Here is an 18,188-nt window from a genome sequence, read left to right on the forward strand (position 1 = left end):
AGCAGCCCCTCGCCGGCCCGCCCGTTCACCCGTCGTCCCGCCCGTCCACCGGTGTGCCGGCCACGACGGGATGGTCGGCCCGCGCGTCCAGCAGCAGCGGGATCAGGGCGCGCAGCGGCTGGCGGAGCGGGACGGTGGCACCGCCGCCGGGGTCCCGCCGCCAGTGCACGCCGTGCGCCGCCAGTACGGCTTCGGCCCGGGCGAACCGCGTCGGGTCGAGGCGGTAGGCGCGCGGCGGATGCGTCAGGACCCGCTCAGCGGCCGGTGGTTCGTTGTCGGCGCCGCCGAGGTACACGGGACCGCGGTCGGCCAGGCCGGCCGTGCGGGCCGCCGCGGTGGCCGCCTCGACGCGTCCGCGGTGCCGCACGAGGAAGGTGAACAGCCCTTTGAGGGCGGCGCGTTGGGAGGACACCCGGCGCCGGTTGTTCCGCGCCGGGTCGGCCTTCTCGGCTTCGGTGCGGGCGTCGACGCGGGTTTCCACGAGCAGCCCGACGGAGCCCTTGATCCCGGCGGTGTTGCGCAGGATGCGCTCCTGGCCGTCGCCGGCGACCTGTTTGACGGGCGCGCCGGTGACCGGGTCGGTCCAGATGCCGTAGACGCCGGTGCTGAAACCGGCCGCCCGGGCGGCGGGGGCGACGAAGTCCTCGGACAGGGCGGCCGATTCGCGGTGGACGGGGGCCGCGGTGTTGAGGTTGCGCGGCCACAGGGAGAGCAGGTCCTTGGTGTAGTACGGCGCCTTGGGGGTGTATTCGTGCAGGTCGTAGACGACCTCGGGGCGTTGGTCGCGGAGCACCGCGGCGATCGCGCGGGCCTCGGGGGTGGCCAGCGCCACATGGTCGCGGTTGATGTCGGTGCCGTCGGCGTTGCCGCGGGTGTCGGCGGCCCGGCCGTCGGGGTTGGCGGTGGGTACCACCAGGACGCCGGTGTGTGCCAGGAGGTTCCGGGTGGCGGGGTCCCTGGCATGAGCGAGGTCGCGGACGGTGGTCAGACATGCCTCGCGGCCGGCGGGTTCGTCGCCGTGCTGGGAGCAGACCAGCAGCACGGAGCCGGCGCGCCGGCCGCGGAGGGCGGGGGCGCCGAGGCGGACCAGGCGCAGCGGGCGGCCCTGTGCGGTGGTGCCGATCCGGTCGACGCGGACCGGGGTCGGGCCTCCGGGGGCCCGGGCGACGGCCGCCAGGAACGCCGTCTCCTCGGCCTCGCCGGTCCAGCGGGCGCCGTGACTGGTCTCGAATCCCGTACGGGGCACGGGAGTTGCGGTGGCCCGGGCGGACGGGAACGGGTTGAACGCGGCGGTGAGGGCGGCGGCCAGGGCGCCGAGGGCGAGGCCGCGGGAGCGGAGTGAACGGAGTGAGCCGAGAGGTGCCACGTGATGCCTCCGGGGTCGGCAGCGGGATGGTGGGCCGCCCCGTTCCCACGGGGCGGCCCAGGCCGGTCGCTTCCGGTCAGTCTCCGTACGGGAGCCGGCTGAGGGCCGGCGGCGGGGCGATGCCCTTGAGTGCGCTCCCGGTCCCGGTCGGGCGGAGGGCCGCCGGGGTGCCCGCGGTGGCCCGGGCCAGGGCCGGGGCGCCACCGGTCACCGGCAGCCGGGCCGCGGTGCGGGCCAGGTCGAGGGTGAGGGTGGGGCGGGAGGCGGGCGGGTCGATCAGATGGGCGTCGGTGCCGGCCACGATGAGCGCAAGCCGGTGCCCGGCGGGGACGATGTGGTCGCTCGCGGCGAGTTGCAGGGTGAGGGTGTAGGGCTTGCCGGGGGTGAGCGGGTGGCCGTGGCGCGGGTCGGTGGCGTGGCCGAGGTCGGCCCAGCCGCGGCTGAAGACGGTGAAGCCGACCTTGCTGGTGTCGGCCGCGGTGTCCTTGAAGCATCCGGTGTCGCCGCGGGTGCCGGCGCCCCAGCAACTGGTGGTCTTCCGGGTGACGATGCCCTCGCCGTCGCCGGCGTAGTTCCGGATGGTGTCCGGGCCGAGGTCGACGAGGACGGCGGAGAGGTGGGCGCTGGTGGTGCTGGGGGTGGCGGTGACGGTCACCGTGCCGGCGCCGGAGAGCCGCAGCGGTGCGGTCAGCGGGCCGGTGGTGAAGCCGGCCTTGGCCGGGGTCGGGCGGTCGACGGCGCCGGCCCAGTCGGCCTCGTCGAGCGCCGGGTCGTCGGTGAACGCCGCCTTCTGGCCGGCCGGCGCGGGGCGGGCGCCCAGGACGCCGACGCCAGCGGTGCTGCCGACGCGCGGGTACAGCGGGACCGTGGCGGTGCCCTTCGCGGGCCAGCGGGCGTCGGTGGTCCAGGTGTCGGGGGCGCGTTCGACGTCGGCCATCGGGGCCCGCTCGATGCCGTTGTCGTAGCCCATCAGGTAGTGGTCGAACCACTGGTGGAGGGTGCGCACCCAGTCGGCGCGGCGGTAGTCGAAGGGGTCGACGTGGCCGGTCTGGGAGAGCCAGATCTTGCGCTGGACGCCGTGCCGGGCGAGCGCGTCCCACCACTGGCCGAAGTGCTTGGTGCGGACGTTGAGGTCCTGCATGCCGTGGACGAGGAAGACGCTGGCGCGGACCCTGGCGGCGGCGCGGACGTAGTCCCGTGCGGTCCACAGGCCGGTCCAGTCGCCGTTGCGCGGAGCGCCCTCCTTGAGCTTGCGCTGGACGGCGGCGCAGTTCTTGTGCGCGCCGGGGCTCTCGACCGCGGCCGCCAGCCCGTCGGGGCCGCCGTCGTAGAGCGGGGCGCCCTGGGCGAAGTAGTAGTCGTACCAGGAGGTGATGCCGGCGATCGGCACGATGGTCTTCAGGCCGGGGACGCCGGTGGCGGCGACGCCGTTGGCGATGGTGCCGTCCCAACTCTTGCCGATCATCCCGGTGTTGCCGTTGGACCAGTCGGCGGTGACGGGTTTGCCGCCGCTGCGGGCGGTGTAGCCGCGTCCCCGGCCGTTCAGCCAGTCGACGACGGCCTTGGCGGACTGGATGTCCGAGCGTCCGCCGACGTCGACGCAGCCGTCGGAGCGATTGGTTCCGGCCAGGTCGACGAGGACCGTCGCATAGCCGCGGGGCACGAAGTAGTTGTCGTAGAAGAGCGGGAACTGGACCGGGCGGCCCTGGGCGTCGTAGGTCTTCTTCTGGCTCTCGTTGCCGCGTCCGCAGCAGGAGTAGTAGGGGCTGGCGTCCATGATCACGGGGATCCGGCGGCCCTGCCGGGCGGGTTCGGAGGGCCGGATGATGTCGACGGCGACCCGGTCGGTGCGGCCGTCGCCGTCGCCGTCGAGGCCGGTGTCCACCCAGACCGTCTCGCGAACGGCGCGGTCGTAGGAGTAGACGGGCTTGCTCTCCCGGGGGGCGGGGGCCGCGCTTGCCGCGCCGGGGGCGGCGAGCAGCGCGAGGAGCGCGAGCACGGCCGCGCCGACCAGCGTTTTCCATGGGGTGTGGGGAGGTCCCATACGTATTGTCACGGGCGGACGGTAGCGCGGGTCAACTCCTGTGCAGAAGGGGGCGGTCCGGGACGCATGTCGGCGAGATGTCGGTCATGTGTCGGATGTGGCCATGGACATGACGCGGCTGCCAGTGCGTACATAGGGTCCGTAGGAGATCGACCTCCCCTACGAGTTGGAGGACTCGTGCGTCACAGACTCCTGGTCCCGGGCGCGGCTGCGCTCAGCCTGCTGCTGGCGATCCCGGCGTCGGCAGCCGACTTCAAGCCCGGTGCCCCCGGCGTGGGCGACAGCTACTACCCGTACAGCGGCAACGGCGGGTACCACGTCTCCCACTACGACCTGCGGCTCAAGTACCAGCCGAAGACCGACCTGTTGGAGGGCACGGCGACCCTGCTCGCCCGGACCACACAGGACCTCTCCCGCTTCAACCTGGACTTCGGGCTGAAGGTCAGCGAGATCCGGGTCAACGGCAAGAAGGCCGCCTTCGCCACCTCCGGGCTGCACGAGCTGGAGGTCACTCCGGCCACGCCGCTGGAGAAGGGCAAGGACATCAGCGTGGTGGTCCGCTACGCCGGCAAGCCCTCCGAGCTGAAGATCGACGGCTTCAGCGCCTGGGCCCGGACGCCGGACGGCGGGGTGGTGGCGCAGGAGCCGGACTCCGCGGTGTGGTGGTTCCCCAGCAACGACCACCCCTCCGACAAGGCGACGTACGACATCTCCATCGCCGTCCCCGACGGCACCCAGGCACTCAGCAACGGCGTGCTGGCCTCGAAGACCTCCAAGCTCGGCTGGACGCGCTACAACTGGCGCTCGGACAAGCCGCAGGCGACGTACCTGACGACGCTGGCGATCGGAAAGTTCGACATCACCACCGACACCACCGCGGACGGGGTGCCGGTGATCAACGCGGTCAGCCCGGACCTGGGTGCCAACCTGGGGTCGGCGCGGGCGAGCATCGAGCGCACCGCCGAGGTCACCGAGTGGCTGGAGAGCGTCTTCGGCCCGTATCCGTTCAACTCGGTCGGCGGCTATGTCCCCAACGTCCCGGCGCACTACGCGCTGGAGACCCAGACCCGGCCGTTCTACGGCAGCAAGGCGTTCGACAAGGGCACCAACGTCTCGGTCGTGGTGCACGAGCTGGCCCACCAGTGGTACGGCGACAGCGTGTCGCTGAAGGACTGGAAGGACATCTGGCTCAACGAGGGCTTCGCCGCGTACAGCCAGTGGCTGTGGTCGGAGAAGGAGGGCGAGGGCACCGCGCGGCAACTGGCGGACTACGTCTACGCCCAGCACCCGGCCGGCGACCCGTTCTGGACGGTGAAGCCGGGCGACCCGGGCGCGGACAAGCAGTTCGACTCGGCGGTCTACGACCGCGGCGCGCTGGCCCTCCAGGCACTGCGCGACAAGGTCGGCGACAAGGTGTTCTTCGACATCCTCAAGTCCTGGCCGACGGAGCACCGGTACGGCAACGCCGCGGTCGGGGACTTCGTGAAGTTCGCCGAGAAGAAGGCCGGGCAGCCGCTGGCCGGCTTCTTCGACACCTGGCTGTACCAGCCGAGCCGGCCGGCCGCCGGCGCGGGCGTGCGGGCGTTCGCCGCGCACGGCCTGGTCGCCCAGCCGAAGTCGTGGAAGCAGATCGCGGCCACCCACGACGTGCACGAGGCGCACGGCGGGCGCTGACCCGGAGCGGCGGGCGGGGTCCGGGCGTGCCCGGCTCCGCCCGCCGGCCGTTCAGCGGCGGGCCGCCCGGTGTTCCCGGCGGGCCCGCCGGGCGATCGGCATGAACCGCAGCCGCTCCGGCAGCACCGGCACCACCAGCCGCACCACCAGCCCCAGGCGGCGCAGCCGGCGCTCCTGGGCGTCGGTCCAGGGAAGTCCGATGGCGCGCCGGGCGTCCGGCGGCATCAGCCCGATGGTGACGAACCGGCGGAAGCGGGCGAAGCCCGGCCTGAGCACCGGCCAGACGAGGCGCAAGGGCAGCAGCACCCACCAGGGGCCGCGGTCCGGGGCCGGCAGCGGACGGTCGGTGGCGGTCAGCTCCCGCACCACCGCCGTCTCCTCGATCTCGTTGTCGAGGACCTTGTGGTAGTACGGCCAGAACTCCTCGATGGTCTGCGGCATGTCCCGGTCGTGGATGCCGAGGATCCGGCCGACCTGGAGCCATTCCGCGTAGAGCTGCCGCTCCTGTGCCGGGGTGAACGGGCGGCCGAGGTAGCGCCGGGAGTGCCGGAAAACGGGGTAGCCGGTGGCATGCACCCAGGCGTAGTACGCGGGGGTGAGCGCGTGGTACTTCCGGCCGTAGGCGTCGGTGCCCTGGATGGAGCGGTGCAGCTGCCGCAGCCGCCGGCCCTCCTCGGCCGCCGCCGCCCCGCCGTAGACCCACAGCTGGAGCGAGGCCAGGGAGCGTTCGCCGCGGCCCCAGGGGTCGGTGCGGAAGACCGAGTGGTCGTCCACGCCCGCGCCCACCGCGGGGTGCGCCACCTGCATCGTCAGCGCGGCGGGCAGGGTCAGCAGCGATCTGATGTCCCCGACCAGCGACCAGAGCACGCCGCCGGGCGGCGGGGGTGCGGGGTCCGTGCGTTTTGGGAGCGTTTGTACCGTACTCATACGCCTACTCATGATACGGCGGCTCCCCGGGGACAGCGGGTCGGCGCCAGGGCCGCGGACGAGAGTCGCGCGTACTGAGGCAGGGCCTGCACCCCGCCGTCGGCCTCGGCTCGCCTCCGCGAACCCGCCGTCAAGCGCTGCGAGTTGTCAATCTTCCGCCCGCCGGGATGTTACCTGGAAGTAACTCCAACTGGTTTGATGTGCGGCGTCGGTTCACACCCCACGCCCCCACCTCCACAGGGAGTTTCCGTGCCGCACTCCGCGCTGCGCACATCCCGGGCCGCCGCGATCGCCGCGGCCCTCGCCGTCACGCTGGCCGTCGCCGCCCCCACCGCGTCGGCCGCGGCCCCGCCGGCCGCGAGCGCGCCCCGGCTCAAGGTGCTGACCTACAACACCTTCCTGATGAGCAAGAACCTCTATCCCAACTGGGGCCAGGACCACCGGGCCCAGGCCATCGCGTCCGCGGACTTCTTCCACGGCAACGACGTCGTCGTGCTCCAGGAAGCCTTCGACAACTCCTCGTCGGACGCGCTGAAGGCACGGGCCGCCACGGAGTACCCGCACCAGACGCCGATCGTCGGCCGCAGCCGTAGCGGCTGGGACGCCACCGGCGGCGCCTACTCGGCCGTCACCCCCGAGGACGGCGGGGTGACGCTGCTGAGCAAGTGGCCGGTGCTGCGCAAGGAGCAGTACATCTACAAGGACGCCTGCGGTTCGGACTCCTACTCCAACAAGGGCTTCGTCTACGCGGTGCTGGACGTCAACGGCACCAGGGTGCATGTGGTCGGCACCCACACCCAGTCCACCGACTCGGGCTGCGGGGCCGGTGAGGCGGCCGCCGACCGCGCCAGGCAGCTCAAGGAGCTGGACGCCTTCCTCGACGCCAGGAACATCCCGGCGGACGAGGAGATCATGGTCGCCGGCGACATGAACATCGACTCCCACGGCAGCGAGTACGACGCCCTGTTGGCCAACGCCGACCTGGCCCCCGCGGACAGCCGCACCGGCCACCCGTACTCCTTCGACACTCAGGAGAACTCGATCGCCAAGGACCGCTACCCGAACGATCCCCGTGAGGACCTGGACTATGTGCTGTTCCGCAACGGCCATGCCCGGCCCACCGGTTGGCGGAACACGGTGGTCAAGGAGCAGTCGGCTCCCTGGACCGTCTCCAGCTGGGGCAAGGACTACACCTACACCAACCTCTCCGATCACTACCCGGTGATCGGCGGCTGAGCCCGTACGCGTCCGAGCCCGCCGGCCCGGCCCCGGACGCACGAGGGCGGCCGCGGTGACCTTCCGGTCCTCCGCGGCCGCCTCCGGTGTGCGGGTGGGGCGCTCTCGCGCGGCTACTCGGCCTGCTGGGCGAGTTCGCGTTCCGCGGCGATCCGGCGGACCCGGCCGCGGACCGCGTACCAGCCGCCGACCAGCGCCGCGGCGAGGACCGGGATCAGCAGCACGGTCTGCCGGCCGACGCCGTCGTCGAACCACATCAGCACGATGACGCCGAGCAGAAACACGATGGTGGCGATGTCGGTGACCGGCGTGCCCGGCAGCCGGAAGCGCGGCCGCTCGACCAAGCCCTCCTTGGCGCGGCGGACGAACACCATGTGACAGACCATGATGGTGCACCAGGTGCTGATGATGCCCAGCGCCGCGATGTTGATCACGATCTCGAACGCCTTGCCCGGCAGCCAGTAGTTGAGCCCGACACCGAGCACACACACCGCGGAGGTGAGCATGATGCCGCCGTAGGGCACCTGGTTGCGGTTCATCCGCCCGGCGAACTTCGGCGCGGAGCCGGCCATCGACATCGAGCGCAGGATGCGGCCGGTGGAGTACAGCCCGGAGTTCAGGCTGGACATCGCGGCGGTGAGCACGACGAGGTTCATCACGTCGCCGGCGTGCGGGATGCCGACGTGGGACAGCACGGTGACGAAGGGGCTCTGATCGGCGCTGAACATGTTCCACGGCAGCAGCATCGCCAGCAGGATCACCGAGCCGACGTAGAAGATGCCGACCCGCCACATGATCGAGTTCACGGCCTTGGGCACGACCTTGTGCGGCTCACTGGTCTCACCCGCGGTGACACCGACCAGCTCGACGGCGGAGTAGGCGAACACGACGCCCTGGAGCACGATCACCACAGGGAGCAGGCCGGTCGGGAAGATGCCGCCGTGGTCGGTGATCAGGTTCAGGCCCGGCGTGTGTCCGTCGACCGGGTGCTGGGTGGCCAGCAGGAAGATCCCGATGAACATGAAGACGACCAGCGCCGCGACCTTGATGATCGCGAACCAGAACTCCATCTCACCGAAGATCTTCACCGAGATCAGGTTGATCGAGAGCACCACCGCCAGCGCGATCAGCGCCATCACCCACTGCGGAATGCTGGTGAACATGCTCCAGTAGTGCGTGTACAGAGCGATCGCGGTGATGTCGGCGATACCGGTCGTCGACCAGTTGACGACGTACATCCAGCCCGCGACGTAGGCGCCCTTCTCCCCCAGGAACTCCCGGGCGTAGGAGACGAACGAGCCGGAGGACGGGCGGTGCACCACCAGTTCGCCGAGGGCCCGGACGACGAAGAAGGCGAACAGGCCGCAGACCGCGTAGGCGACGGCCAGAGCGGGACCGGCGGAGTGCAGTCGGCCGCCGGCACCCAGGAAGAGGCCGGTACCGATCGCGCCGCCGATGGCGATCATGTTGATGTGCCGGCCCTTGAGGCCCTTGCTGTATCCGGCGTCGCCCGCGTCCTGCCGGATCCCGCTCCCCCCGTCCGATGGCCGCTGGGCTTCATCCACGACGGTTTCTGTGCTCACTACTGGTATCTCACTTTCGGAGCGCTTGAACATGACCGGTTCCGCGGATCGCGCGAACCGGCCAGTCGCACACCTTCCACGAGTTACGGCCCCCCGTCTGTGTGCGAGATCACATGGCGTACATTCGCTCCAGGATTTGTCCATATTTGTGGCGAATAACACGGCGCCGGAGTTTCAGCGACGGCGTTAGTTCGCCACTTTCCAGCCGCCATTCCTCACCCGGCAAAGAAAATCGCTTGACCTGTTCTGTGTGGTTCAGGCGCGCATTGGCCGCCGCCACGCCCCGCCCCACCTCCGCGCCGCCGACCGGATGCCGGGCCAGTTCCGGCAGACTCCCGGCGATCCCGTGCCGGGCCGCTCAGGCCGGGGCCAGCTCAGGGTCCAGCACCAGCAGCGCCACCAGATACGACCGGCCGTCGCCGTGCACCAGCGCCTGCCCGACGAGGGGATGCTCCTTGAGGACGTTCTCGACCAGCGCGGGCGAGACGTTCCTGCCGGTCGAGGTCACGATCATTTCCTTCTTGCGGTCGGTCAGCCACAGGAAGCCGTCCGCGTCGATCCGGCCGATGTCGCCGGTGCGGAACCAGCCGTCCGCCCCCGTCGCCGGCTCCACCGTCCCGTCCGCCCGGAGATACCCCGCGCACACCGTCCGGCCGCGCACCTCGATCTCGCCGTCGGCGGCCGTCCGCACCTCCAGCCCGGCGAGCGGCCGGCCCACCGAGCCCGGCCGGAAGCCGTCGGGCCCGTTGGTCGTGGCCACCCCCACCGTCTCGGTGAGCCCCCACGCGTCCATGATCACGATGCCGAAGCCGGCCCAGAACCGCACCACCTCCGGGGGCATCGGCGCGGCGGCGCTCGCCGTCCACACCAGCCGGTCGAAGCCCGCCGCCGCCGGCAGCGGGTCCAGCACCCGCGCCCTGGCCGTCGCATACGCGGCCGCCAGCTCGGCCGACGGCCGCTCCCCGCGCTCCCGGCACGCGACCTGGGCCCGTGCCGTCTCCGCGGCCGCCGCCACCGCCTCCCGCCGCTTCGTGGGAAGCTCCGCCAGCGTCGCCTTCAGGGCCGCCGCCGGCTTCTCCCACACCCGCGGCACCCCGAAGAACTGCACCGGCCGCAGCTCGCGGACGGCTGGCGCGACCTCCGCCGGATCCGCGCAGAGGTGGACGTGCGCCGCCCGGAAGACCGGCAGGTAGAGGCCCAGCATCCGCTCGGCGATATGCGCGAACGGCAGGTAGCTCAGGTGCGCGGCGTGATCCGGCAGCTCGACGACCCCGTCCAGCGCCACCGCGTTCAGCAGCACCTGGCGGTGGGTGATCACCACCCCCTTGGGGTCGCCGGTCGTGCCGGAGGTGTAGACGACGGTGAGGGTGTCGCCGGCGTCGCCCCGCCGCCAGGCCGCCTCGAACGCCGCGGGGTCGTACGCCTCGGCGCCGCGGGCCGCCACGGCGGCGAAGCTCCGGCACCGGTGTGCCGCCCCGGGGTCCGCGGCCGGCGAACCGTCCTCGGGCTCGACGACGACCAGCCGCTCCAGCCGGGCCGCCGGGTCGTCGAGCAGCGGCGCCCAGCGCGCCCGCTCCCGCGGGCCCTCGACCACGGCCAGGCGGGCCCGGCTGTGCCGGACGATCTGGGCGATCTGGCCCGGGGCGGCAGTGCCGTGGACCGTGACGGGCACCGCGCCCTAGATCCCCCAGCCAGTGCTCGGGCCGGTTGCCCATCATGAGCAGGACGATCTCCCCGCGGCGGACGCCGAGCGCCGCGAACCCGGCGGCCGGCTCGGCGATCCGCCGGCGGGCCGCCGCCCAGCCGAGCGTCCGCCGGCCACCGTCCGGCGCCCGCCAGGACAGCGCCGGCCGTTCGCCGTGGTCCTCGGCGTTGCGCAACAGCAGGGCGGGCAGCGTGAGTTCGTCCGGTGCGGCGGGCATACGCAGGAGCGTGGTCATGGCGGCCTCCCGAGGTGTGGGCCTGAGCTGCGGACCGTACGGAGGACCCAGGCCCCGCCCGAAGGGGGCCTGGCTGCGCGCTGAGCGGTGCGGAAGGTTTCACAGGACTGGTGAGACAGCAATACTGTTGAACATGATGGAGTCCGCCCCCGGCCTGACCGTCGACGAACTCGCCGCCCGCGCGGGCGTCACGGTCCGCACGATCCGCTTCTACAGCACCCGCGGTCTGCTGCCGCCGCCCGAGATCGGCCCGCGCCGGGTGGGCCGCTACGGACCGGACCACCTCTCGCGGCTCGCGCTCATCGAGGAACTCCAGCACCAGGGCCTGACCCTGTCCGCCATCGAACGCTATCTGGCGCAGCTGCCGCCCGATCTCAGCGCCCAGGACCTGGCCATCCACCGCGCCCTGGTGGCGAGCTGGATCCCGGACCAGGCGGAGGACGCCACCCGGGAGCAACTGGAGCGGCGGGTCGGCCGGGAGCTGACCGAGGAGGACCTCGACCGGCTGGCGGCGATGAACGTCCTGGTGCGGACCGAGGATCCGAAGGTCTTCCAGGTCGATCCCGGGCTGCTGCACCTGGGGACGCGCCTGCTCGACGTGCCGATCGCCCTGGAGACGATCCTGGCGGCGCGCACCGTCGTCATCGAGCACACCCGCTCGGCGGCCCGTGAGCTCAGCCGGCTCTTCAAGGACGAGGTATGGGGGCCGTACCGGGACGGCGGGCCGGACGCGGAGGAGATGGCGCGGATGAAGTCGCTGTCGGCCCATATGCAGCCGATGGTGGTCCAGGCACTGGTCACCGCCTTCCAGCGATCGATGAAGGAAGAGCTGCGGGAGTGGCTCGGCGGGGGCGGACACGGCGGCCGGGCGGAACACGCGGGCCACGGCGAGGACGGCGGCCCGCGCGGGCGGTGAGGGGGCGGGCCACCACGGCCCGCCCCCGCCAGCCCTGCTCAGTCGGCGAACTTCTCGCCGCGCTCGGCCTTTTCGACCAGCAGCGGCGAGGGCGCGAACCGCTCGCCGTAGGCCGCCTGGAGCTCCCGGGCACGGGCCACGAACCCGGGCAGGCCGACGAGTTCCTCCCGTCCGGGCCCGCCCCGGTATCCGTTGATGTACTGCAGCACGCCGCCGGTCCATCCGGGGAAGCCGATGCCGAGGAGGGAGCCGATGTTGGCGTCGGCGACGGAGGTCAGTACGCCCTCCTCCAGGCAGCGGACGGTGTCCAACGCCTCGGAGAACAGCATCCGCTCCTGCATGTCGACGAACGGGACGGCGGCGCCCACGCGCTGGAAGTGCTCGCGCAGCCCCGGCCACAGACCGGCCCGCTTGCCGTCCTCGCCGTACTCGTAGAAACCGGCACCGCCGCTGCGCCCGGTGCGCCCGAACTCGTCGACCATGCGGTCGATGACGGCGTCGGCCGGGTGCGGCTCCCAGGTGCCGCCGGCCTCCTCGACGGCGCGCCGGGTCTCGTTGCGGATCTTGCGCGGGAGGGTGAGGGTCAGCTCGTCCATCAGGGAGAGGACCTTGGCCGGGTAGCCGGCCTGGGCGGCGGCCTGTTCGACGGAGGCCGCGTCGAGACCCTCGCCGATCATCGCCACGCCCTCGTTGATGAACTGGCCGATGACGCGGGAGGTGAAGAAGCCGCGCGAGTCGTTGACGACGATCGGGGTCTTGTTGATCTGGCGTACCAGGTCGAAGGCGCGAGCCAGCGCCTCGTCGCCGGTCCGCTCGCCCTTGATGATCTCCACCAGGGGCATCTTGTCGACCGGCGAGAAGAAGTGCAGGCCGATGAAGTCGTCGTCCCGCTCGACGCCTTCGGCCAGCAGCGTGATGGGCAGGGTGGAGGTGTTGGAGCACAGCAGCGCGTCGGGCGCGACGATGTGCTGGATCTCCTTGAACACCTTGTGCTTGAGGGCGACGTCCTCGAAGACCGCCTCGATGACCGCGTCGCAGCCGGCGAGGTCGGCGGGCTCGGCGGTGGGCGTGATCCGCGCCAGCAGTTCGTCCCGCTTGGCCTCCGTCGTCCGGCCCTTGGCCAGCGCCTTGGCGAGCAGCCCCGCGGAGTACTCCTTGCCGCGCTCGGCCGCCTCCGGGGTGACGTCCTTGAGGACGACCTCGATGCCCGCCCTGGCGCAGGCGTAGGCGATGCCGGCGCCCATCATGCCGGCGCCCAGGACGCCGACCTTCCGGACGGTGCGCGGCGCGATGTCCTTGGGGCGGTTTCGGCCGGCGTTGACGGCCTGGAGGTCGAAGAAGAACGCCTGGATCATGTTCTTGGAGACCTGGCCGGTGACCAGCTCGACGAAGTAGCGCGCCTCGATGGTCTGGGCGGTCTCGAAGTCGACCTGGGAGCCCTCGACGGCGGCGGCGAGGATGTTGCGCGGCGCCGGGTAGGGCGCGCCGGCCAGCTGCTTCTTGAGGTTGGCGGGGAACGCCGGGAGGTTGGCGGCGAACTTCGGGTGGGCCGGGGTGCCGCCGGGGATCTTGTAGCCCTTGACGTCCCAGGGCTGCTGGGACTCGGGGTGGGCATCGATGAACTCCCGGGCCTTGGCGAGGAGTTCCTCGGGGGTCTCGGCGACCTCGTGGATCAGCCCGTTGTCCTTGGCGCGGGTGGCGTTGTACTGGGTGCCCTGGAGGAGGACCTTCAGCAGCGCGTCGGTGATGCCCAGCAGCCGGACGGTGCGGGTGACGCCGCCGGCGGCGGGCAGCAGGCCGAGGGTGACCTCGGGCAGGCCGATCTTGGTGCCGGGGGCGTCCAGGGCGACGCGGTGGTGGCAGGCCAGCGCGATCTCGTAACCGCCGCCCAGCGCGGCGCCGTTGATCGCGGCGACGACGGGCTTGCCGAGCGTCTCGATCCGGCGCAGGTCACGCTTGATGCCGTTGCCCGCCTCGAACGCCTGCTGCGCGTGCTCGGGGGTGACGGCGATCAGGTCGTGCAGGTCGCCGCCGGCGAAGAAGGTCTTCTTGGCGGAGGTGAAGATGACGCCGCGGATGCCGTCCTGCTCGGCCTCCAGGCGGTCGGCGACCGCGCTGAGGGAAGCCTTGAAGGCGCTGTTCATGGTGTTGGCGGACTGGTCGGGGTCGTCCAGGACCAGGGTGACGATGCCGGTCTCGTCCTGTTCCCAGCGGATGGTGGTGGATTCACTCATGGTCGGTACTCCGTAGTGGGGCGGGACGAGGGGTCAGAGGCGCTCGACGACGGTGGCGACGCCCATGCCGCCGCCGACGCAGAGGGTGGCCAGGCCGTAGCGCTTGTCCTGGCGCTCCAGCTCGTCGACGAGGGTGCCGAGGATCATCGCGCCGGTGGCGCCGAGCGGGTGGCCCAGGGCGATGGCGCCGCCGTTGACGTTGACCTTGTCCAGGCTGAGGCCCATGTCCTTGACGAAGCGCAGGACGACCGCGGCGAACGCCTCGTTGATCTCGACCAGGTCGATGTCGTCGACGGTCAGGCCGGCCTTGGCCAGGGCCTTGCGGCTGGCGGGTGCGGGCCCGGTGAGCATGATCGTCGGCTCGGAGCCGGAGACCGCGGCGGAGACGATGCGGGCCCGCGGGGTCAGGCCGTAGCGCTCGCCGACCTCCTTGGAGCCGATGGCGACCAGGGCCGCGCCGTCCACGATGCCGGAGGAGTTGCCGGCGTGGTGGACGTGGTCGATCCTCTCGACCCAGTGGTACTTCTGCAGGGCGACCGCGTCGAAGCCGCCGGCGTCGCCGAGGGCGGCGAACGACGGCTTCAGGCCCGCCAGCGAGTCGGCGGTGGTGCCGGGGCGCAGATGCTCGTCGTGGTCGAGGACGACCAGGCCGTTGCGGTCCAGGACGGGGACGACGGAGCGCTCGAAGCGGGCGTCCTTCCATGCCGCGGCGGCCCGCTCCTGGGAGAGCGCGGCGTACTCGTCGACATCGCGGCGGGAGTAGCCCTCCAGGGTGGCGATGAGGTCGGCGCTGATGCCCTGCGGGACGAAGCCGGTGTCGAAGTTGGTCATCGGGTCGGCGAACCACGCGCCGCCGTCGGAGGCCATCGGAACTCGCGACATCGACTCGACGCCGCCGGCCAGGACGAGGTCCTCCCAGCCGGAACGGACCTTGGCGGCGGCCATGTTGACGGCTTCGAGGCCGGAGGCACAGAAGCGGTTCTCCTGTACGCCGGCGACGGTGTCGGGCAGGCCGGCGGCGATCGCGGCGATCCGGGCGATGTCCGAGCCCTGGTCGCCGACCGGTCCGACGACGCCCAGCACGATGTCGTCGATCGCGGCCGGGTCCAGGTCGGGGAAGCGCCGCCGCACCTCGTGGATCAGGCCGACGACCAGGTCGATCGGCTTGGTGCCGTGCAGCGCGCCATTGGCCTTGCCGCGGCCGCGGGGCGTGCGGATCGCGTCGTACACATACGCTTCGGTGCTCACTGAAAAGCCTTTCTGTCGGCCGGGGGAGGCGGGGGCCCGCGGCGTCAGCCGCTGATGTCACGGCCCGGGAGGACACGGTCGGGGAGGATCAGCCGAGCAGGGAGCGGCCGATGATCTCCTTCATGATCTCGGTCGTCCCTCCGTAGATGGTCTGGATGCGGCCGTCGGTGAAGGCCCGGGCGACGGGGTATTCGGTCATGTAGCCGTATCCGCCGTGGAGTTGGAGGCAGCGGTCGGCCACCCGCTTCTGGAGTTCGGTGGCCCACCACTTGGCCATGGAGGCGTGCACGGCGTCGAGGGTGCCCTCGGAGTGATCGGCGATGCAGCGGTCGAGGAAGGTGCGGGTGACCGCGCACTCGGTGGCCATCTCGGCGATCTCGAACCGGATGTGCTGGAGCTTGGCGAGCGGCCGGCCGAACGCCTCGCGCTCCTTGACGTATCCGGTGGTGATCTCCAGCAGGTGCTCGGCGGCGGCTATCCCGGCGACCGCTATCGCCATCCGCTCCTGGGCGAGGTTGGTCATCAGGTGCACGAACGCGCCGTTGAGCTCGCCGAGGAGGTTCTCCTTGGGGACCCGCACGTCGTTGAAGAACAACTCGGCGGTGTCCTGGGACTTCTGGCCGATCTTGTCGAGGTTGCGGCCGCGTGCGAAGCCGTCCGCCCCGCGCTCGACGACCAGCAGGCTCAGGCCGTGCGCACCGCCCTCGGGGGTGGTCTTGGCGACGACGATGACGAGGTCGGCGAGGATGCCGTTGGAGATGAAGGTCTTGGAGCCGTTGAGGACCCAGTGGTCGCCGCGGTCCTCGGCGGTGGTGCGGATGCCCTGGAGGTCGGAGCCGGCGCCGGGCTCGGTCATCGCGACGGCGGTGATGGTCTCGCCACTGCAGAAGCCGGGCAGCCAGCGGCGCTTCTGCTCCTCGGTGGCGAGCGAGGTCAGATAGGGGCCGACGATGTCGTTGTGCAGTCCGATGGCGAAGCCGGGGGTGCCGGCGCGGGTGAACTCCTCGGCCAGGACGGCGCTGTAGCGGAAGTCGGTGGTGCCTCCGCCGCCGTACTCCTCGGGCACGGCCAGGCCCAGGAGCCCCTGCCGGCCGGCGGCCCGCCAGGCGTCCCGGCTGACGATGCCGTCCTTCTCCCATTGGTCGTAGTGCGGCGTCACCTCCTTGGCGAGGAAGGTGCGCACCGTCTCGCGGAAGGCGTCGTGGTCCTCGGTGAAGATCTGGCGCTTCACTCTGCTGTCCCTTCGGGGATGTCCTGGGTGGTCGGCGGGGCTGCTCGGCCGGGGCCCGGGGTGTCCCCCGGTGGGCGCTTCCTCTTGCCCGGTCCCCTCAGAGCCGGTTCTTGACGGTCTCGACGAGCTTGACGGGATCGGGGCCTATGGACTGCACGTTGAGCATCGTCACGCCGGCCTCCCGGTACACGGCGATCCTCTCGCGGAGGAGGGCCGAACCGATCCGGGCGCGTTCGAGCGCGGCGGCCTCTTCGGCGGCGCGGCGCGGATCGGCCGCGTACGGGAGGGTGGTGGAGAGCTCCATCAGCGGGCCGCTTCCTTCCGCTCCAGGCTGGGGACGCACCAGTCGCGGGCGACCTCTTCGGTGTCCGCTCCGGGGCGGGCGGGAGGTCTGCGGAGCGTGCCCGGCGTGGCCGAGAAGCGGGGTGCGGGCGCGGGCTGGGTGAGGCCGGCGTGCTCGGTGAAGGTGCCGCGGGCGGCCAGATGCGGGTGCCCGGGTGCCTCGCGCAGCGAGAGCACGGGCGCCACACAGGCGTCGGACTCCTCGAAGACGGCGGTCCACTCCGCCCGCGTACGGGTCCGGAAGCGGGCGGCGATGGCGGTGCGGAGCTCGCCCCAGCCGGCGAGGTCGTCCCGGCCGGGGACCTCGTCCTCGATGCCGAGCAGGCGGATGAACTCTGCGTAGAACCGCTGCTCCAGCGCGCCGACGGCCATATAGCCGCCGTCGGCCGTCTCGTAGGTGCCGTAGAACGGCGTGCCGCCGTCGAGCAGATTGGCACCGCGCCGGTCCTGCCAGCCGCCGGCCGCCAGCATGCCGTGGATCATCGCCGTCAGATGGGCCGTGCCGTCGACGATCGCGGCGTCCACGACCTGGCCCGCCCCGCCGTCGGCGCGGGCGTGCTGGAGGGCCGCGAGGACGCCGATGACGAGGTAGAGCGAGCCGCCGGCGTAGTCGCCCAGCAGATTGGCGGGGATGGCGGGCGGGCCGTCGGGCGGGCCGATCATGCCGAGGGCGCCGGTGATGGCGATATAGGCGATGTCATGGCCGGCGGTGGCGGAGAGCGGGCCCTGCTGCCCCCAGCCGGTCATCCGGCCGTAGACCAGGCGGGGGTTGCGCGCCAGGCAGGGCTCGGGGCCGACGCCGAGCCGCTCGGCCACCCCCGGGCGGTACCCCTCGATCAGGACGTCGGCGCGCTCGGCCAGGTCGAGGACCTGCGCCACGCCGGCGGGCTGCTTGAGATCCACCAGCACCGAGCGCTTGTTGCGGTTGGTGAGGTCGGCGGCCGGGTCGATGCGCAGTCCGGCGCCGCCGGGGCGGTCGACACGCACGACGTCGGCGCCGAGGTCCGCGAGCAGCATGGCGGCGAACGGGCCGGGGCCGATGCCGGCGAGCTCCACCACCCGCACCCCGCCGAGCGGGCCGTTCCCTGACTGCGTCATCGCGCCCCATGCCTTCCGCACCGTGACACTTCCGCACTGTGACACTTCTGATGTAACACTCGTGATGTTAAGAACGTGTTCCACTTTCCACAACCCCCCGTGCCAAGTGGCCGTCAACGAACAAGGCCCGCGCCGACGATGCTCAACTGCCATCGCCGCCACGGGCCTTCGCGCGCCTGCTGCCGCCGCGCCGCTATCCCCCGCCGAGCCGGTCGATGAGCAGACCGGCGGCTATCCGGCGACCGGGCACGCAGACCCTCGCCCGCGCCCCTGCCGTCCCGCGCGCTGCCGTCTTCGTCATGCCGTCCTCCACGTCCGCTCCCCCGTCCGGCACCGCCCGCGATGCCAC

The 18,188-nt window shown here is 72.0% G+C and carries 12 protein-coding genes and 1 pseudogene; 3 read left to right on the top strand and 10 right to left on the bottom strand.

Features of this window, described 5'->3' with window-relative positions; genetic code table 11:
* Positions 1–25 precede the first annotated feature (25 nt).
* Both ACRAS8_RS05430 and ACRAS8_RS05435 read right to left on the bottom strand, forming a co-directional pair.
* The gene (locus ACRAS8_RS05430) at positions 26–1,366 is read right to left on the bottom strand and encodes a M14 family metallopeptidase (RefSeq protein WP_438484630.1); all 1,341 of its coding nucleotides are present in this window, start codon (positions 1,364–1,366) and stop codon (positions 26–28) included.
* Between the two features lie 76 nt (positions 1,367–1,442).
* Positions 1,443–3,410, bottom strand: coding sequence for a Xaa-Pro dipeptidyl-peptidase (locus ACRAS8_RS05435; protein ID WP_438490353.1), 1,968 nt, complete (start codon positions 3,408–3,410; stop codon positions 1,443–1,445).
* Positions 3,411–3,587: 177 nt separating this feature from the next.
* On the opposite strand from ACRAS8_RS05435, the gene ACRAS8_RS05440 reads away from it, so the two are divergent.
* Entirely contained in the window at positions 3,588–5,084 is a 1,497-nt protein-coding gene (locus tag ACRAS8_RS05440; RefSeq protein ID WP_438484631.1) for a M1 family metallopeptidase, read from the top strand.
* Positions 5,085–5,135: 51 nt separating this feature from the next.
* Here ACRAS8_RS05440 and ACRAS8_RS05445 read toward each other — a convergent pair whose 3' ends face one another.
* Positions 5,136–6,011, bottom strand: coding sequence for an oxygenase MpaB family protein (locus ACRAS8_RS05445; protein ID WP_438484632.1), 876 nt, complete (start codon positions 6,009–6,011; stop codon positions 5,136–5,138).
* 249 nt (positions 6,012–6,260) lie between these two features.
* On the opposite strand from ACRAS8_RS05445, the gene sph reads away from it, so the two are divergent.
* On the top strand, positions 6,261–7,247 hold the full coding sequence (sph, locus tag ACRAS8_RS05450) for a sphingomyelin phosphodiesterase (RefSeq protein ID WP_438484633.1): 987 nt from the start codon (positions 6,261–6,263) through the stop codon (positions 7,245–7,247).
* A gap of 113 nt (positions 7,248–7,360) precedes the next feature.
* On the opposite strand, the gene ACRAS8_RS05455 is transcribed toward sph, so the two are convergent.
* Positions 7,361–8,812 carry an amino acid permease gene (locus tag ACRAS8_RS05455; RefSeq protein WP_438490354.1) on the bottom strand — a complete coding sequence of 484 codons (1,452 nt, stop codon included), beginning with the start codon at positions 8,810–8,812 and terminating at the stop codon, positions 7,361–7,363.
* A 127-nt stretch (positions 8,813–8,939) separates the two neighbouring features.
* Positions 8,940–10,770 (bottom strand): annotated as a pseudogene (locus ACRAS8_RS05460) (AMP-dependent synthetase/ligase).
* A gap of 133 nt (positions 10,771–10,903) precedes the next feature.
* Between ACRAS8_RS05460 and ACRAS8_RS05465 the strand changes: the two are divergent.
* Positions 10,904–11,686: a MerR family transcriptional regulator gene (locus ACRAS8_RS05465; RefSeq protein ID WP_438484634.1), complete on the top strand. Its 783-nt coding sequence runs from the start codon at positions 10,904–10,906 to the stop codon at positions 11,684–11,686.
* Between the two features lie 38 nt (positions 11,687–11,724).
* Here ACRAS8_RS05465 and ACRAS8_RS05470 read toward each other — a convergent pair whose 3' ends face one another.
* From ACRAS8_RS05470 to ACRAS8_RS05490, 5 genes are all read right to left on the bottom strand, one after another.
* Positions 11,725–13,920: a 3-hydroxyacyl-CoA dehydrogenase NAD-binding domain-containing protein gene (locus ACRAS8_RS05470; RefSeq protein WP_438484635.1), complete on the bottom strand. Its 2,196-nt coding sequence runs from the start codon at positions 13,918–13,920 to the stop codon at positions 11,725–11,727.
* Positions 13,921–13,953: 33 nt separating this feature from the next.
* Positions 13,954–15,168 (bottom strand): acetyl-CoA C-acetyltransferase, encoded by a 1,215-nt coding sequence (locus ACRAS8_RS05475; protein WP_438484636.1) that lies wholly within the window; start codon positions 15,166–15,168, stop codon positions 13,954–13,956.
* 88 nt (positions 15,169–15,256) lie between these two features.
* The gene (locus ACRAS8_RS05480) at positions 15,257–16,399 is read right to left on the bottom strand and encodes an acyl-CoA dehydrogenase family protein (protein WP_438484637.1); all 1,143 of its coding nucleotides are present in this window, start codon (positions 16,397–16,399) and stop codon (positions 15,257–15,259) included.
* Between the two features lie 97 nt (positions 16,400–16,496).
* Positions 16,497–16,703: a hypothetical protein gene (locus ACRAS8_RS05485; RefSeq protein ID WP_438484638.1), complete on the bottom strand. Its 207-nt coding sequence runs from the start codon at positions 16,701–16,703 to the stop codon at positions 16,497–16,499.
* Positions 16,703–17,839 carry a CaiB/BaiF CoA transferase family protein gene (locus tag ACRAS8_RS05490; RefSeq protein WP_438484639.1) on the bottom strand — a complete coding sequence of 379 codons (1,137 nt, stop codon included), beginning with the start codon at positions 17,837–17,839 and terminating at the stop codon, positions 16,703–16,705. The genes ACRAS8_RS05485 and ACRAS8_RS05490 overlap by 1 nt, the downstream gene beginning before the upstream one ends.
* Between the last annotated feature and the right edge of the window lie 349 nt (positions 17,840–18,188).

Origin of the sequence: Streptomyces sp. S186 (assembly GCF_051603415.1) — a bacterium.
Lineage (GTDB): Bacteria > Actinomycetota > Actinomycetes > Streptomycetales > Streptomycetaceae > Streptomyces.

What these genes read in the sequence shown, in the direction of transcription:
- ACRAS8_RS05470 (WP_438484635.1), bottom strand. Translation starts at nt 13,920, where the DNA reads ATGAGTGAATCCACCACCATCCGCTGGGAACAGGACGAGACCGGCATC.
- ACRAS8_RS05490 (WP_438484639.1), bottom strand. Translation starts at nt 17,839, where the DNA reads ATGACGCAGTCAGGGAACGGCCCGCTCGGCGGGGTGCGGGTGGTGGAG.
- ACRAS8_RS05465 (WP_438484634.1), top strand. Translation starts at nt 10,904, where the DNA reads ATGATGGAGTCCGCCCCCGGCCTGACCGTCGACGAACTCGCCGCCCGC.
- ACRAS8_RS05445 (WP_438484632.1), bottom strand. Translation starts at nt 6,011, where the DNA reads ATGAGTACGGTACAAACGCTCCCAAAACGCACGGACCCCGCACCCCCG.
- ACRAS8_RS05435 (WP_438490353.1), bottom strand. Translation starts at nt 3,410, where the DNA reads ATGGGACCTCCCCACACCCCATGGAAAACGCTGGTCGGCGCGGCCGTG.
- ACRAS8_RS05485 (WP_438484638.1), bottom strand. Translation starts at nt 16,703, where the DNA reads ATGGAGCTCTCCACCACCCTCCCGTACGCGGCCGATCCGCGCCGCGCC.